We start from the raw sequence: 14,306 nt of genomic DNA, 5'->3' as shown, positions 1-14,306 counted from the left end.
TCAGCGCTCCTTCAACTGTATGCGGGAGTTGTAGAGGTTCATCAGCAGCGAGACGATCAGGCTGATGGTCAGATAGACCCCCATGGTCATGGCGATGATCTCGATCGCCTGGCCGGTCTGATTGAGGGTGGTGCCGGCGAATACCGCCACCAGATCGGGATAGCCGATGGCGGTAGCCAGCGAGGAGTTCTTGGTCAGATTGAGGTACTCGCTGGTGAGCTGCGGCACGATCACCCGCATCGCCTGGGGAATGACGATCTTGCGCATGGTGATATTACCGCGCAGCCCCAGCGACTGAGCCGCTTCGGTCTGTCCCTTCGGTACCGACATGATGCCCGAGCGCACGATCTCGGCGATAAAGGCTGCGGTGTAGATCGACAGCGCCACCCACAGCGCCGCCAGCTCCGGGATCAGCGTAATGCCACCGCTGAAATTGAAACCGCTCAGTTCGGGGACGCTCCAGTCAAGCGGTGAGCCGCTGACCAGAAACACCAGCAGCGGCAGGCCCACGATGATCGCCGCGCCGATACGGTACATGGGCAGCGCCCTGCCGGTACGAATCTGACGGCGGCGCGCGAAGACCGCCAGCCCCAGGGTTGCCGCGACCGCTACCGCCAGGGCGATCAGGGTGAGATCGAAACCGGGCAGGGGCTGCGGAGAGGGCGCCTCCACGCCGCGGGCGTTGAAAAAGAACAGGTCGAACAGCGAAAGGCTCTGGCGCGGCGAGGGTAGCGCCTGCAATACGGCGTAATACCAGAACAGGATCTGCACCAGTAGCGGGATATTACGAAAGGTCTCGACGTAGGCTGCCGCCAGTTTGGCGACCAGCCAGTTGGAGGAGAGGCGCGAGATACCTACCACAAAGCCGATAATGGTGGCCGCCACGATGCCCAGCACCGACACCAGCAGCGTATTGAGCAACCCGATAATAAAGGTACGACCATAGCTCGAGTTGCTGGTGTACTCGACCAGCGTTTGTGAAATGCCGAAGCCGGCACGCTGATCGAGGAAATCAAAACCGGTATTGATACCACGCTGCGCAAGATTGCTCAGGGTGTTGTCGACGATAAAAACAATGAACAGCGCCAGCGCCGCGAACAGCACGATCTGTACGATCAGCGCGCGCAACGCGGGATCGCGCCATAGCGGACCGCGACCGCGACGCGGAATAGAGGTGGAAGGACGCAGCATCGGCGCTTCTCCGTTCTACAACAATCAGGCGCCCGGAAACGGGCGCGGATCAACGAAGCCGCCCCGGAGGGCGGCTTTTAAAGGTGCTTCAAACGGGATCAGCGGATCGGCGGTGCGTACATGATGCCGCCATCGGTCCACAGCGCGTTGATGCCGCGCTCGATCTCCAGCGGCGAGTTCATGCCCACGGTGTTGGCATACACCTCACCGTAGTTACCTACCTGCTTGATGATGTTGTAGGCCCAGTCGTTGGACAGACCCAGCTGCTCGCCGTAGCTGCCATCCTGCCCCAGTAGACGTGCCACATCCGGATTGGGCGGATTGTCGCGCATCTGGTCGACGTTTTCGCTGGTCACGCCCATCTCCTCGGCGTTGATCATGGCGAACAGAGTCCATTTGACGATATCGAACCACTCGTCGTCACCCTGACGCACCACCGGACCCAGCGGCTCCTTGGAGATACGCTCGGGCAACACCTTGACGCTGGCGGGGTCGGAGAGCTGCAGGCGCAGCGCTGCGAGCTGCGAGGAGTCGGAGGTCAGCACATCACAACGGCCGCTTTCAAAGCCCTGAGCGGACTGCGCCGAAGTATCAAAAGCGACCTGCTGATACTGCATATCGTTGGCGCTGAAATAGTCGGCAAGGTTCAGCTCGGTGGTGGTACCGGACTGTACACAGACCGCCGCGCCGTCGAGCTGGGTGGCACTGTCAACGCCAAGGTCGTTGCGTACCAGAAAACCCTGGCCGTCATAGAAGTTGACGCCGGTGAAGTTGAGACCCAGCGAGTTATCGCGAGTCGCCGTCCAGGTGGTGTTACGCGACAGCACGTCGATCTCGCCGGACTGCAGCGCGGTGAAGCGCTCGGCGGCGGTCAACGGCGTAAACACCACGGCTTCCGGGTCGTTGAACACGGCGGCGGCGACAGCACGACATACTTCGACGTCGATACCGGTCCAGCGCCCCTGGTCGTTGGGCGCCGAGAAGCCCGGCAGGCCGGTACTGACACCGCAGGTAAACTCACCGCTGCTGTTGACATCTTCCAGCGTAGTCGCATTGGCACTGCTGACACCCAGCATCGCCGCGACAGCGGCACCTGTTACTGCACTCAGCTTCACTGCGCTTTTGCTTGTCATTATCACTGCATCCTGTGGCTTGCGATGAATGGATTGACGTAACCTGGTTACCGGCGACGCCTGCCATAGTCACTGCAAGGAGTGTTCCAGAACGTCACCATGACAATGCAAGATATTGTTATTGAAAGTAAAAATTTAATCCTGGAGCAAAGATTGTCATCTTTTACGGACGCCAGCGCGCACCAGCCCGATCATCACCGACACGATAATGCACCGAAACAGTGCATTTTAAATAACGCTTATACTTCACTCGATTCATTCCGCGAGTAGAAATCGCGACGGCCATGTAATACCCGGTCTATCTGCGCCAAAAAAGGGCGCATTGCACGAGTGCAGCGAGCCCGAAAAGTGCGAGACTCGTTGCAGACAGCGACGCCAAACCGTCCGAGCACAGCTCTGGTGCAATCAGGTGAGGGTATCGGGCAGCCCAACCGGCGGCAAAGCGGGCATTCGCCGTCGAACACCACCAGTTGCCGCAGCGCGCCTGACTCAGCGGTGATAGCGCGGACTGAGCTCATGCAGGCAGTCGATAAAGGCGGTGACGTTATCGATCGGCGTAAACTGCGAAATACCGTGGCCGAGGTTAAAGACATGGCCGTTGCCGTGACCAAAGCTTGCCAGCAGGCGCGCCACTTCTTCACGGATTACCTGCGGCGAACCGAACAGCGCCGACGGATCGAGATTGCCCTGCAGGGCGACCCGATCGCCGATACGCGCACGGGCATCGCCCAGTTCGGTGGTCCAGTCGAGCCCCACGCCGTCGGCGCCGATATCGGCGATCTGCTCGAGCCACTGACCACCGTTCTTGGTAAAGACGATCACCGGCACGCGGCGCCCTTCGCGCTCGCGGATCAGACCACTGACGATCCTCTCCATATAGGCCAACGAAAAGGCACGATAGGCCGGCGTGGAGAGTGAACCGCCCCAGGTATCGAAAATCTGGACGGCCTGGGCACCGGCGCGAATCTGGGCATTGAGATAATCGGTCACCGACTGCGCCAGTTTGTCGAGCAGCTGGTGCAGCACCTGCGGCTGACCGTAGAGCAACCCCTTCACATGACGGAAATCCTTGCTGGGACCGCCCTCGACCATATAGGTTGCCAGCGTCCAGGGACTGCCCGAGAAACCGATCAGCGGCACGCGACCGTTGAGCTCGGCACGGATGGTCGAGACAGCGTTCATCACATAATCGAGATCGCGCTCGGCGTCCGGCACTTTCAGCGCATCGATCGACGCGGCGTCGCGTACCGGCTTGCGAAAGCGCGGCCCCTCCCCGGGTTCGAACCACAGGCCCAGATCCATCGCATCGGGGATGGTGAGGATATCGGAGAACAGGATGGCGGCGTCGAGATCGAAGCGCTCCAGCGGCTGCAGCGTCACCTCGCAGGCCATATCGCGATCGCGGCACAGCGACATGAAACTGCCGGCGCGCTCGCGCACGGCGAGGTATTCGGGCAGGTAGCGACCTGCCTGGCGCATCATCCAGACCGGTGTTCGGTCGACCTCCTGACGCGCCAGGGCACGCAGGAGGCGGTCGTTATCAAGCGTCATGAATCCGGTACCAGCAAAAAATGGATTGGCCGTTATTGTAACCGCCATGGCGAATTGTCGCCTGACTCAAGATCAGGCAGCGATAGTCTCCCACACGTCATTCAAGAGTCAGATATCATCTGAATGACACAGGCTATTCATCTATCCTTTAAAGTGTTCGGTTACGCCCGGCCACAGGGATGGGGTCAGGAAGCGACCGGCTTCGGCCCAGGCCACTATTGAGGTTAATGTGACAATCAGATTCATCGCCAGCTCGCGCCTGCCCACCCCCTGGGCGACCTTCAACATGCACGGTTTCGAGGACGATGAAACCGGCAAGGATCATATCGCGCTCACCCTGGGTGAGGTCGATGACGGTGAACCGGTACTGGGCCGCGTGCACTCCGAATGCCTGACCGGCGACGCTCTCTTCTCGATGCGCTGCGACTGCGGCTATCAGCTGCAGAATGCCCTGCGCCGCATCGCTGAAGAAGGCCGTGGCGTGCTGCTCTACCTGCGCCAGGAGGGGCGCGGCATCGGGCTTTTGAACAAGATTCGCGCCTATCATCTGCAGGACGAGGGGGCCGATACGGTGGAGGCCAACGAGGCGCTGGGCTTCGACGCCGACATGCGCCGCTACGACCTTTGCATCCCGATGCTGGCACACCTTGGCATCGCCCGCCTGCGGCTGATGACCAACAATCCGCGCAAGGTGATCGCGCTGCAGGAGGCCGGCATCGAGATCAGCGAGCGGGTACCGCTGACCACCGGACTCAATGCCCATAACGAGCAGTATCTGGCCACCAAGGCGGACAAGCTCGGCCACATGATGGCACTGGCACAGTTCGTGCCGGCAGCCGATACCGACTGCGAGCGTATTAGCCGCTGAGCAGCATCAGTGCGCCACGCTGATGGCGATGTAGGCGACGTAGAGCAGCCCGTTGACGCCCAGAAGCCACAGCGGGATGCGCCCGCGACGAATTGCAACACGCAGCACGACGGCGGCCAGCAGCGTCACCACCAGCCCCTGCATGATCTCCGGTCGCGGCGTCCAGGGGGTCAGCAGAATGCCGATCGCCGGCAGCAGTGTGCCCTGAAACACCATCGCCCCGGAAATATTGCCAAAAGCCAGCGTATCCCGCCCGCGCCGAACCCAGAGAATACTGTTGACCTTCTCCGGCAGCTCGGTGGCCAGCGGAATCACCAGCAGCGCGATCAGCAGCGGTGACACCCCCAGCAGATCCGACGCCGCGCTGACCCCATCGATGAACCAGCGCGCCCCGGCGATCAGCAGCCCCAACCCCACCAGCAGCTGTAGCACAATGGTGACCAGGTGGTTCGGTAGCCTCAGCAGGGTCAGGTGCAGGGGGGCATCGGCACTGGTCAGTTCACCCGCTTCGACCCGCGCGCCGGAAACATGAAGAGTGCGCGCCACGTAAAGACCGTAGAGCGCCATCAGTGCCAGGCAAATCGCCAACCGCAGGACATAGAGCGCGGGCGGAATGAACAGCGCCAGGGTGGAGAGCGAAAAGGCGATCAAATAGAAGTTGAGGTCGCGCTTGATACCGCGCGGCTCCGGCGTCAGGACGCCCTGCAGCCCTCGCCGGCGCAGCACCGAAAGCCCCATCAGAAAGACCGACAGCGTCGACAGCATCAGCGGTGAACCCAGAATCGACCCCACTCCGATCTCGGCGCCCAGCTCGGGGTCCTGACTGCCGGCCAGAATCGCCAGCAGAGGCACCATGGTTTCCGGCAGCGCGGTGCCTACCGAGGCGAACACGGAACCGGTCGCGCCCTCGGAGAGACGCGCCCGCTCGCCGAAGTGCTCCAGCGCATTGGTAAAAAGCTCCGAGGCGGCCAGAATCACGGCCAGCGACACCAGCATTAAAAGTGTAACGGCGATCATCGAAGTGACTCGTGAGATAACAAAAGAGCGCGGATCGCTTATCCTGACGCCGCCGCGATGTAATGTAAAATATTAATTTTCAGGCATTTTTTAAACCCGTGGCGATCAGCTTGAGGGCGCCTCGGTTATCAGGTGGCGGTTGACAAATCATACCCCGGAAGAATGCTGAAACCGGCGTTTAAAACCATAGTGAAGCCCTTTTGTTGCCACGCAGCGGCAGCGAAATGCGCTATTCTCGTGGACGCGAATCAATAACAAGGCGAACTCACCGGCACTACCGTGAAGCTCGCATCAGGAGACCGTGATGGAAACCCATAACCTCAGCAGCCACGAGCTGACGCTCACCGTGCTGATGACCCCCGACATGTCGAATTTCTCCGGCAAGGTGCACGGCGGCGCAATTCTTAAAAAGCTCGACGAAGTGGCCTACGCCTGTGCCAGCCGCTATGCGGGCTCCTATGTGGTAACGCTGTCGGTCGATCAGGTGATCTTCAAACAGCCGATCAACGTCGGCGAGCTGGTCACCTTTCTCGCCTCGATCAACTACGCCGGCACCTCCTCGATGGAGGTAGGTATCAAGGTAGTCGCCGAAAACATCCAGCAGCGCTCGGTGCGCCACACCAACAGCTGCTACTTCACCATGGTAGCGGTCAACGGCGAGGGCAGGCCGCAGAAGGTGCCCGAACTGGACATCACCACGCCGCTGCAGCAACTGCGCTTCGAGAAGGCGCAGTTGCGCCGCAAGTTACGCAAACAGGCGATGGAGGAAGAGGATTCGGCCACCCGGGAATATCTGCGCCAGAATCCGGAGTCGACTCGTTAGAAGGCGCAATGACCCGCCGCTGTCCGTCGCCGCTACCGGACCCGGATAACTTCTGCCATGAGGCTGCGCAGAGACGCCCGGCCTGCGTCCCCATCGATCGGTTTGTGGTAAACAGCCGATACCTCTCAATGATTCGCAGCTTTTGCCGATAGACAGTGGTATTCCGCAAAGGGCGATGTGGGTCGGTATCCTCCGGCACCACTCTGGCAGGAGATCGCCATCGCCAGGTTCCCAGCACGCATCGGACAGGCACGTGAGGCAAGCCGTTCATCGATCGATCCCCTTTTTACTGCCACTGGCACTCGCCGGCATCGCCCTGCTGCTGATTCGCAGCCAGTGGCTACCTCACTCGCTGGTCGATGTCGTGGGTCTGTTGCCGTGGCTGATCGGCGCGCTCGGCAGCGTACTGAGCCTCGTCTATGATCGCATCAGAACCCTGTTTCTGATCATCATCCTGCTACTGGCCTACCAGTTGCTGATGCCGCACCTTCACTTCATGCTCCGCCACGGCGAAGTCCGTGCCGATACTCAACTTACCTTCCTGCTGACGGCCCTGCTGCTGCCGCCGATCTTTACCCTGTTTGCGCTCTGGCGTGAGCGCGCTCACCCCTTCAAGGACATTCTGCTGCGTCTGATCGCACTCGGTGTGCTGCTGCTGGGGGCGCGGATTGTGCAGCAATACTTCTCCGGGCAACTCTCGAACTGGCTGCTGGACAACTGGCTGCCGCTGCCGTCATTCGTCCTGCTGCCGCTGCCACAGCCGATCATGCTGACCTTCGCTATCTCCTTCGGGGCCCTGACGCTGCCGTCGATACTCGACAACCGACCTGCTCATGCGGCACAACTGGTCGCGATGAGCGCCTTTTTCTGGACGCTGCCCTATATTTTCCGACATCCCGAGGCGCTGACGCTGGTCACGACGGCAGCCCTGATCATGCTGAGTGCCGCCCTGGTACACGAATCCTTTCACATGGCTTTCGTCGATGAGTTGACCGGTCTGCCCGGGCGTCGCGCCCTCAACGAAAAACTTCAGCGACTGGGACGCCGCTATACCCTGGCAATGACCGACGTCGACCATTTCAAGAAATTCAACGATACCCACGGTCATGATGTCGGCGACCAGGTATTGAAAATGGTGGCCGCACAGCTTCGCGGCGTCACCGGCGGCGGCAAGGCCTATCGATATGGCGGTGAAGAGTTCACTATTGTCTTCCCCGGCAAGTCGATCGCACAGTGTCTGCCGCATATCGAGGCCGTACGGGAGTCGATCGAAAACTATGTGATGCAGCCCCGGGACCGCAACACCCGCCCCGGCGACGACAGAAAGGGAGCAGGTCGGCGCACTGGTTCGGCCCGAGCCGCCGGCGGCCTCTCGGTCACCATCAGCATCGGCGTAGCGGAACGCACGGCACAGCTCGCCACCCCCGAGGAAGTGATCAAGGCGGCCGACAAGAGTCTTTACAAGGCCAAAAATGCCGGACGCAACTGCGTCATGGCACACGGCAGCCGCGCACCAGCAAAACGCAAGAGGGCCGGTTGAGCTGTCTTCACCCCACCCGCAGCGCCCAGTAATCAGCGTTCGCCGCGCCCAGCCAGGGGGCGCTTTCGAGCCGCCTTTCCAGGGCGCAATCACCCGCCGCGACCCTGCGCGCCAGGTAGTGCTGAAAAGCGTAACGCTCACGCTCTTCGGCAGAGGTAGTGAGCACCACCACGCCCCCGGGGCGCACCAGTCGCAGCAGCGCATTGAGCGCCTCGGGAGCCACCTGGCCGGGGCCGAAGACGCCGGCGCTGACGACCGCATCGACGCTTGCGTCGGCAAAACCGGCAAGACCGCGGTTAAGATCGACGCCGCCGGCCAGGTGGCGGTAGACGTCGGTGCCGGCGGCCAGTGCCACCATCGCATCGCACAGATCGACACCGTCGAGGCACTCGAAACCCCGCTCGACCAACGCCACGCCGACCAGCCCGGTGCCGCAGCCCGCGTCGAGCAGGTCCGCCCGGCGGTCGGTGACGCCGCACTCGATGAGCAGTTCGACCACCAGCGCCGGGGCGCGGTAGCCGCCGCGCAGCATGTCGCGGTTGTAGTGCGGCGCCCAGCGCTCGTACAGCGTACGCAAACCCCCGGCGTCGCCAGCGCAGGCGTGCGCCTGCCGCAGCCACCCCTCTATCGAGGCATCATCCGCCGTCACGGGCCTGACGAATCCGGTCATAGGCGTTACCGATCTCGCTGGTGCGCTGCTCGGCCATGCGCCGCATGCTCTCCGGCATGCCCTTGCCGGCCAGCTTGTCGGGGTGGTTTTCACTCATCAGACGGCGATAGGCGCGCTTGAGTTCGGCATCGCTGGCCTGCGAGGAGACGCCCAGGGTGCGGTAGGCTTCCTCCAGCGGCTGAGCGCTCTCGTGAGTGCCGCCGCCCGCTGCCGCGCCGGACAGCATCGCCTCCAGTCGATCCAGCTCCTCCTGCGAGCAGCCCAGCCCTCGGGCGATGCGCAACAGCATGTCGCGCTCGGCATCGTCGACGCGGCCATCGGCAGCCAGCGCCGCCAGCTGCACCTGAAAGAAGACCTGCAGAAGGCCGCGCTGCACGCCCACCACCTGCCTGAGCCGCGCCAGTTCGGCATCGAGGTCGAAGTCGCTGCGCTGGCCGCGCTGGAAATCGCTGCGCGCCTTGTCGCGCTGCTCGCCGGCCAGGTTAAGGCGATCAAAGACGGCCTCGGCGCTCTTGCGCTCGCTCTCCGAGACCTCGCCGTCGGCGCGGCTCATCGCCCCCATCACCGCGAATGTAGAAGAGAGAAACTGGCGCTGGCGCTCGGCCAGCTTGCCGATCAGTTTGGTACGCATCCAGCGCAACAGCGCATAGCCCAGCAGGCCACCGATCAAAAGGCCCGGCAGGCGGGCGATGGCGTAGCCCACAAGGGCAGCAATCAGGGTAACGATCAACATGATGTGCTCTTTTCCCGTTTTGGCGAATGGTCGTTACAGCGTGTAGAGAGTCGTCAAGCGTCAGGTCGCCAGCCGCTTCCGAATGGCGGCCTCGATACCCGGGGCGTCGAGGCCGCAGTCGGCGCGCAGCTCCTGCGGCGTGCCGTGCTCGATGAACTGATCGGGAATGCCCAGTTGCAAAAGCCCTACCGACACCCCGGCGGCCGCCAGCAGTTCGCCCACGCCGCTGCCGGCACCGCCGGCGACCACGTTCTCCTCGACGGTCACCAGCAGTGCGTGATCGGCGGCGGCGGCCAGTACGGCCTCGCTGTCGAGCGGCTTGACGAAGCGCATGTCGTACAGCGTGGCATCCAGCGCATCGGCAACCGTCATGGCATCCGTCAGCAGGCTGCCGAACACCAGCAGCGCCACGCCGCCCTTCTGCCCCTCGCGCCGCAGCTCGGCGCGGCCGATCTCCAGCGGTTCAAGCCCCGCCTCGAAGGCGGCGCCGGGCCCGCTGCCGCGCGGATAGCGCACCGCCGCCGGCCCGTCGTACTGATAGGCGGTGGTCAGCATGCGATAGCACTCGCGCTCATCCGACGGCGCCATGATCACCATGCCCGGAATGCAGCGCAGATAGGAGAGATCCAGCGCACCGTGGTGGGTGGCGCCATCCTCGCCAACCAGGCCGGCCCGGTCGATGGCGAAGGTGACATCCAGCCCCTGTACCGCCACGTCGTGCACCAGTTGATCGTAGCCGCGCTGCAGGAAGGTGGAGTAGATCGCCACCACCGGCTTGACGTTCTCGCAGGCCATGCCGGCCGCCAGGGTCACCGCGTGCTGCTCGGCGATGGCCACGTCGTAGTAGCGCTCGGGGTACTCCTTCGAGAAGCGAATCAGATCGGAGCCCTCGCGCATCGCCGGGGTAATGCCGATCAGGCGCGAGTCGCGCGCCGCGGTGTCGCAGATCCAGTGGCTGAAGACGTTGCAGAACTTGAGCGGTTTGGGCGCCGGCGCGGGCGTCCTGTCGGTCTTGCCCTTCTCCAGCTTGGTGATGGCATGATAGCCGATCGGGTCGCCCTCGGCGGGCTCGAAGCCCTTGCCCTTGCGGGTCACGATGTGCAGAAACTGCGGCCCGCTGCGGTTTTTCAGATCGCGCAGGGTGCGAATCAAAAGCCCCAGATCGTGGCCATCGATGGGCCCCACATAGTTGAAGCCCATCTCCTCGAACAGCGTGGCCGGGCTCAGCATGCCTTTTACATGCTCCTCGGTGCGCCGGGCGATATCCAGCGCGCCGGGCAGGTGCGACAGCACCCGCTTGCCGCCCTCGCGCGCCGCCACATAGGGGCCACTGGTCAGGATGCGCGACAGATAGGTGGCCATGCCGCCGACGTTTTCCGAGATCGACATCTCGTTGTCGTTGAGCACCACCAGCATGTTGGCCTCGACGTGGCCGGCGTGCGCCAGCGCCTCGAACGCCATGCCGGCAGTCAACGCCCCGTCGCCGATCACCGCGCATACCCGGCGGTTGTCGCCCAGCGTGCGGGCCGCCAGCGCCATACCCAGCGCCGCCGAGATCGAGGTGCTGGAGTGGCCCACGCCGAAGGTGTCGAAGGGTGACTCCTCGCGGCGCGGAAAGGCCGCCAGGCCGCCGTGACGACGCATCGAATCCATCGCCTCGCGACGGCCGGTGAGTATCTTGTGCGGGTAGGTCTGGTGGCCCACGTCCCATACCAGCCGGTCATGGGGCGTGTTGTACTGCTGGTGCAGCGCCACGGTCAGTTCGATCACTCCCAGCCCGGCACCGAAGTGGCCGCCGGTGCAGCCAACGCTGTAGAGCAGATAGGCACGCAGCTCGTCGGCCAGACTGTCGAGCTGCCGGGCATTGAGGCTGCGCAGGTCCGAGGGCTGCTCGATACGGTCAAGCAGCGGCGTGGCGGGCCTGGTCTCGGGAATATTGTTGAAAAGCTTCATATCACATCATCGGCCTGTCAGGATCCTCTCCCTGGTCCTGCAACCACGGGAACAGTGTGGCAGTCGGGCGCTCAATGCCTGCGCTCTATGACGTAGCGCGCCAGCGCCGCCAGCAGCGTACCGCGCTCGCCCAGCACGGCCAGCGCCGCCAGGGCGTCGTCGAGCAGTCCACGAGCGCGACGCTGCGCTTCATCAAGGCCCAGCAGCGCCGGGTAGGTGGGCTTGTCGCGCAGCGCGTCGGCCCCCTGGGTCTTGCCCAATACCTCGGTAGAGGCGGTCACGTCCAGGATATCATCCTGTATCTGGAAGGCCAGCCCGACGGCGCGGCCGTAGCGCGCCAGCGCCGTCAGTTGCGCCTCGCTCACCTCGGGGGCGGCCAGCGCGCCGAGCGACAGCGACGCCTCGATCAGCGCGCCGGTCTTGTGGTGGTGAATCTGCATCAGCGCTTCGACGTCGAGCTGCTGACCCACGGCGGCCAGATCCAGCGCCTGGCCACCGGCCATGCCGGCATGGCCGGCACCGCCGGCGAGCCGCGCCACCATGGCGGCGGCGCGCGGCTGACCGCTGGCGGCCAGCGCCTCGAAGGCGAGCGTCTGCAGGGCATCGCCGGCCAGTAGCGCGGTCGCTTCGTCAAAAGCGCGGTGGCAGGTAGGCCGGCCGCGGCGCAGATCGTCGTCGTCCATGCCGGGCAGGTCGTCGTGGACCAGCGAGTAGGCGTGAATCAGCTCGACCGCCGCCGCCGGCGTGTCGAGATCGCGCCTGCTGGCACCCAGCGCCTCGCCGGCGGCATAGACCAGAATCGGTCGCAGCCGTTTGCCACCGCCCAGTACGCTGTAGCGCATCGCCTCCAGAAGGCGCGGCGCCGGTTCGCTGCCGGGCGCCAGCAGGGTGTCAAGACGCTGCGCCACTCGCTCCCGCAGCACGCTCATCAGGGTGTCGAGCTGCTCGCTGTCAGACGCACTCATGGGGTCGACTCATCGCCTGCGGGGGCGTCGCCGAGCGGCGCCTCTTCAAGCGTGCCATCGCTGCGCTCGACGAGCTGCTGCACCCGCAACTCGGCCTGCTCCAGCCGCGTGCGGGCATCGCGCACCAGGGCGATGCCGCGCTCGAAGCTCGACAGCGAGGCTTCAAGGCTCAGGTCACCGGATTCGAGGTGTCGGACCAGCGCCTCCAGCTCGGCAAGGGTGGTTGCAAAATCGTTCGGCGTCTGTTCGCCCGTCGGGGCCCGGCCGGGATCAGGGCTCTGTGTCATGCGATGTCCTGTCAACGCCTGTGCATGGCAGATACGGGGGTGGCCGTATTCGCGCGGCCGATGGTGAATCAGTATACACATCCATGGTGGTTTTGACGCCGCCGCCGGCTGAAGGTCGAAAGCGCCGCCACATGCACAGGCCTCATCGCCGGCATGGAAGCATTTCAGGTCGCGGCGCGGCATGCAGCAACGCCGCTGTCATGCTAGGATAACCGCCCCGTCGGGCGCCCCTTCTATGGCCTCCTGCACAAGCGCTCGGCGCTCCCGACACACCGCCTCGAACCCGGATCCGCAAGGTTGGCACACTTATGGCTATGGCTAGAACATCTCTGGACAAGAGCAAGATCAGGATTCTGCTGCTTGAGGGCGTCCACACCTCCGCGGTTGAGAATCTTCGCAACGCCGGTTACAGCAACATCGAACGGCTGACCACCTCGCTGGGCGAAGAGGCGCTGATCGAAAAGATTCGCGATGTTCACTTTATCGGCATCCGTTCGCGGACGCAGCTCAACGAGCGCGTGCTGGAGGCCGCCGAGCGGCTGGTCGCCATCGGCTGTTTCTGCATCGGCACCAATCAGGTGGACCTGCCGGCGGCCCTCAAGCGCGGCATTCCGGTGTTCAACGCGCCCTACTCGAACACTCGCTCGGTGGCCGAGCTGGTGCTGGCCGAAAGCATCATGATGCTGCGCGGCATTCCCGAAAAGAACGCCCGCGCCCACCAGGGCGGCTGGCTCAAGTCGGCCAACGGCGCCTACGAGGCGCGCGGCAAGACGCTCGGCATCGTCGGCTACGGCAGCATCGGCGCCCAGCTGTCGGTGCTGGCGGAGTCGGTGGGGCTCAACGTCATCTACTACGACACCGTCACCAAACTGGGCATGGGCAATGCCCGCCAGGTGGGCAGTCTCGGCGAGCTGCTGTCGCGCGCCGATATCGTCACCCTGCACGTACCGGAAACCCCCGCCACCACCTGGATGATCGGCCGCGACGAACTGGCCCTGATGAAGCAGGGCAGCTATCTGATCAACGCCTCGCGCGGCAAGGTGGTAGACATCGAGGCGCTGACCGAGGTGCTCGAATCCGGCAAGCTGCTGGGCGCGGCAGTGGATGTCTTCCCGGTCGAACCCAGGGGCAATGACGAAGAGTTTGTATCGCCGCTGCGGGCGTTCGATAACGTCATTCTCACTCCGCACATCGGCGGCTCCACCGTCGAGGCGCAGGAGAATATCGGCGTCGAGGTCTCCGAAAAACTGATCACCTTTTCCGACAACGGCACTACCATCACCTCGGTCAATTTCCCCGAGGTGGCGCTGCCCTCGCACCCGGAAAAGCATCGCCTGCTGCATATTCACAAAAACGTCCCCGGCGTGCTCTCCGAGATCAACCGCGTGCTGGGCGATGAGGGCATCAACATCTCGGCGCAGTACCTGCAGACCAACGAGGAGGTCGGCTACGTGGTGGTCGACGTCGACAAGGCCTACGGCGAGCAGGCGCTGCGCGCCCTGCGTGAGGTCAAACACACCCTGCGCACCCGGGTGCTCTACTCCGCCGCCGAGCAGAGTTGAGTGGCACAGGCAT

Annotated in this window: 13 protein-coding genes; 4 read left to right on the top strand and 9 right to left on the bottom strand. The window is 63.6% G+C overall.

Translation table 11 applies throughout. From position 1 onward, the window contains the following. From H146_RS0103340 to hemE, 3 genes are all read right to left on the bottom strand, one after another. Positions 1-1,191 carry an amino acid ABC transporter permease gene (locus tag H146_RS0103340; protein WP_019950434.1) on the bottom strand — a complete coding sequence of 397 codons (1,191 nt, stop codon included), beginning with the start codon at positions 1,189-1,191 and terminating at the stop codon, positions 1-3. Positions 1,192-1,289: 98 nt separating this feature from the next. After that, complete coding sequence (locus tag H146_RS0103335) at positions 1,290-2,324, bottom strand: amino acid ABC transporter substrate-binding protein (RefSeq protein WP_019950433.1); 1,035 nt, start codon at positions 2,322-2,324, stop codon at positions 1,290-1,292. A gap of 489 nt (positions 2,325-2,813) precedes the next feature. Beyond that, the gene (gene hemE / locus H146_RS0103330) at positions 2,814-3,875 is read right to left on the bottom strand and encodes a uroporphyrinogen decarboxylase (protein WP_019950432.1); all 1,062 of its coding nucleotides are present in this window, start codon (positions 3,873-3,875) and stop codon (positions 2,814-2,816) included. A 229-nt stretch (positions 3,876-4,104) separates the two neighbouring features. Here hemE and ribA point away from each other — a divergent pair, with 229 nt between their 5' ends. Continuing rightward, a complete protein-coding gene (gene ribA / locus H146_RS0103325; RefSeq protein WP_019950431.1) occupies positions 4,105-4,743 on the top strand; it encodes a GTP cyclohydrolase II in 639 nt (212 codons plus the stop codon). A gap of 6 nt (positions 4,744-4,749) precedes the next feature. Here ribA and H146_RS0103320 read toward each other — a convergent pair whose 3' ends face one another. Continuing rightward, entirely contained in the window at positions 4,750-5,760 is a 1,011-nt protein-coding gene (locus H146_RS0103320) for a sodium:calcium antiporter (RefSeq protein ID WP_026351719.1), read from the bottom strand. Positions 5,761-6,064: 304 nt separating this feature from the next. Between H146_RS0103320 and H146_RS0103315 the strand changes: the two genes are divergently transcribed. Both H146_RS0103315 and H146_RS0103310 read left to right on the top strand, forming a co-directional pair. Beyond that, complete coding sequence (locus H146_RS0103315; protein ID WP_019950429.1) at positions 6,065-6,583, top strand: acyl-CoA thioesterase; 519 nt, start codon at positions 6,065-6,067, stop codon at positions 6,581-6,583. Between the two features lie 253 nt (positions 6,584-6,836). Beyond that, complete coding sequence (locus tag H146_RS0103310; RefSeq protein WP_019950428.1) at positions 6,837-8,123, top strand: GGDEF domain-containing protein; 1,287 nt, start codon at positions 6,837-6,839, stop codon at positions 8,121-8,123. 7 nt (positions 8,124-8,130) lie between these two features. Here H146_RS0103310 and H146_RS18300 read toward each other — a convergent pair whose 3' ends face one another. The 5 genes from H146_RS18300 to H146_RS0103285 all read right to left on the bottom strand — a co-directional run bounded on the left by H146_RS18300 (position 8,131) and on the right by H146_RS0103285 (position 12,731). Continuing rightward, positions 8,131-8,772, bottom strand: coding sequence for a class I SAM-dependent DNA methyltransferase (locus H146_RS18300; RefSeq protein WP_019950427.1), 642 nt, complete (start codon positions 8,770-8,772; stop codon positions 8,131-8,133). After that, complete coding sequence (gene djlA / locus H146_RS0103300; protein ID WP_019950426.1) at positions 8,759-9,526, bottom strand: co-chaperone DjlA; 768 nt, start codon at positions 9,524-9,526, stop codon at positions 8,759-8,761. Before djlA ends, H146_RS18300 begins: the two co-directional genes overlap by 14 nt. A gap of 60 nt (positions 9,527-9,586) precedes the next feature. Then, a complete protein-coding gene (dxs, locus tag H146_RS0103295) occupies positions 9,587-11,479 on the bottom strand; it encodes a 1-deoxy-D-xylulose-5-phosphate synthase (RefSeq protein WP_019950425.1) in 1,893 nt (630 codons plus the stop codon). Between the two features lie 71 nt (positions 11,480-11,550). Then, a complete protein-coding gene (gene ispA / locus H146_RS0103290) occupies positions 11,551-12,444 on the bottom strand; it encodes a (2E,6E)-farnesyl diphosphate synthase (protein WP_019950424.1) in 894 nt (297 codons plus the stop codon). After that, positions 12,441-12,731, bottom strand: coding sequence for an exodeoxyribonuclease VII small subunit (locus H146_RS0103285; protein ID WP_019950423.1), 291 nt, complete (start codon positions 12,729-12,731; stop codon positions 12,441-12,443). Before H146_RS0103285 ends, ispA begins: the two co-directional genes overlap by 4 nt. Before the next feature lie 314 nt (positions 12,732-13,045). On the opposite strand from H146_RS0103285, the gene serA reads away from it, so the two are divergent. After that, entirely contained in the window at positions 13,046-14,293 is a 1,248-nt protein-coding gene (serA, locus tag H146_RS0103280) for a phosphoglycerate dehydrogenase (protein WP_019950422.1), read from the top strand. Positions 14,294-14,306: the final 13 nt, after the last annotated feature.

The sequence above is a fragment of the Kushneria aurantia DSM 21353 genome, from assembly GCF_000382245.1.
In the GTDB taxonomy this organism is placed as follows: domain Bacteria; phylum Pseudomonadota; class Gammaproteobacteria; order Pseudomonadales; family Halomonadaceae; genus Kushneria; species Kushneria aurantia.
The sequence above is the reverse complement of the archived record's forward strand: the minus strand, read 5'-3'. Positions and strand labels throughout refer to the sequence as shown.

Bases quoted from the DNA above. Each gene is read 5' to 3' on its own strand.
- H146_RS0103340 (WP_019950434.1), bottom strand. From the start codon at position 1,191: ATGCTGCGTCCTTCCACCTCTATTCCGCGTCGCGGTCGCGGTCCGCTA.
- H146_RS0103335 (WP_019950433.1), bottom strand. From the start codon at position 2,324: ATGACAAGCAAAAGCGCAGTGAAGCTGAGTGCAGTAACAGGTGCCGCT.
- hemE (WP_019950432.1), bottom strand. From the start codon at position 3,875: ATGACGCTTGATAACGACCGCCTCCTGCGTGCCCTGGCGCGTCAGGAG.
- H146_RS0103320 (WP_026351719.1), bottom strand. From the start codon at position 5,760: ATGATCGCCGTTACACTTTTAATGCTGGTGTCGCTGGCCGTGATTCTG.
- H146_RS0103315 (WP_019950429.1), top strand. From the start codon at position 6,065: ATGGAAACCCATAACCTCAGCAGCCACGAGCTGACGCTCACCGTGCTG.
- djlA (WP_019950426.1), bottom strand. From the start codon at position 9,526: ATGTTGATCGTTACCCTGATTGCTGCCCTTGTGGGCTACGCCATCGCC.
- dxs (WP_019950425.1), bottom strand. From the start codon at position 11,479: ATGAAGCTTTTCAACAATATTCCCGAGACCAGGCCCGCCACGCCGCTG.
- ispA (WP_019950424.1), bottom strand. From the start codon at position 12,444: ATGAGTGCGTCTGACAGCGAGCAGCTCGACACCCTGATGAGCGTGCTG.
- H146_RS0103285 (WP_019950423.1), bottom strand. From the start codon at position 12,731: ATGACACAGAGCCCTGATCCCGGCCGGGCCCCGACGGGCGAACAGACG.
- serA (WP_019950422.1), top strand. From the start codon at position 13,046: ATGGCTAGAACATCTCTGGACAAGAGCAAGATCAGGATTCTGCTGCTT.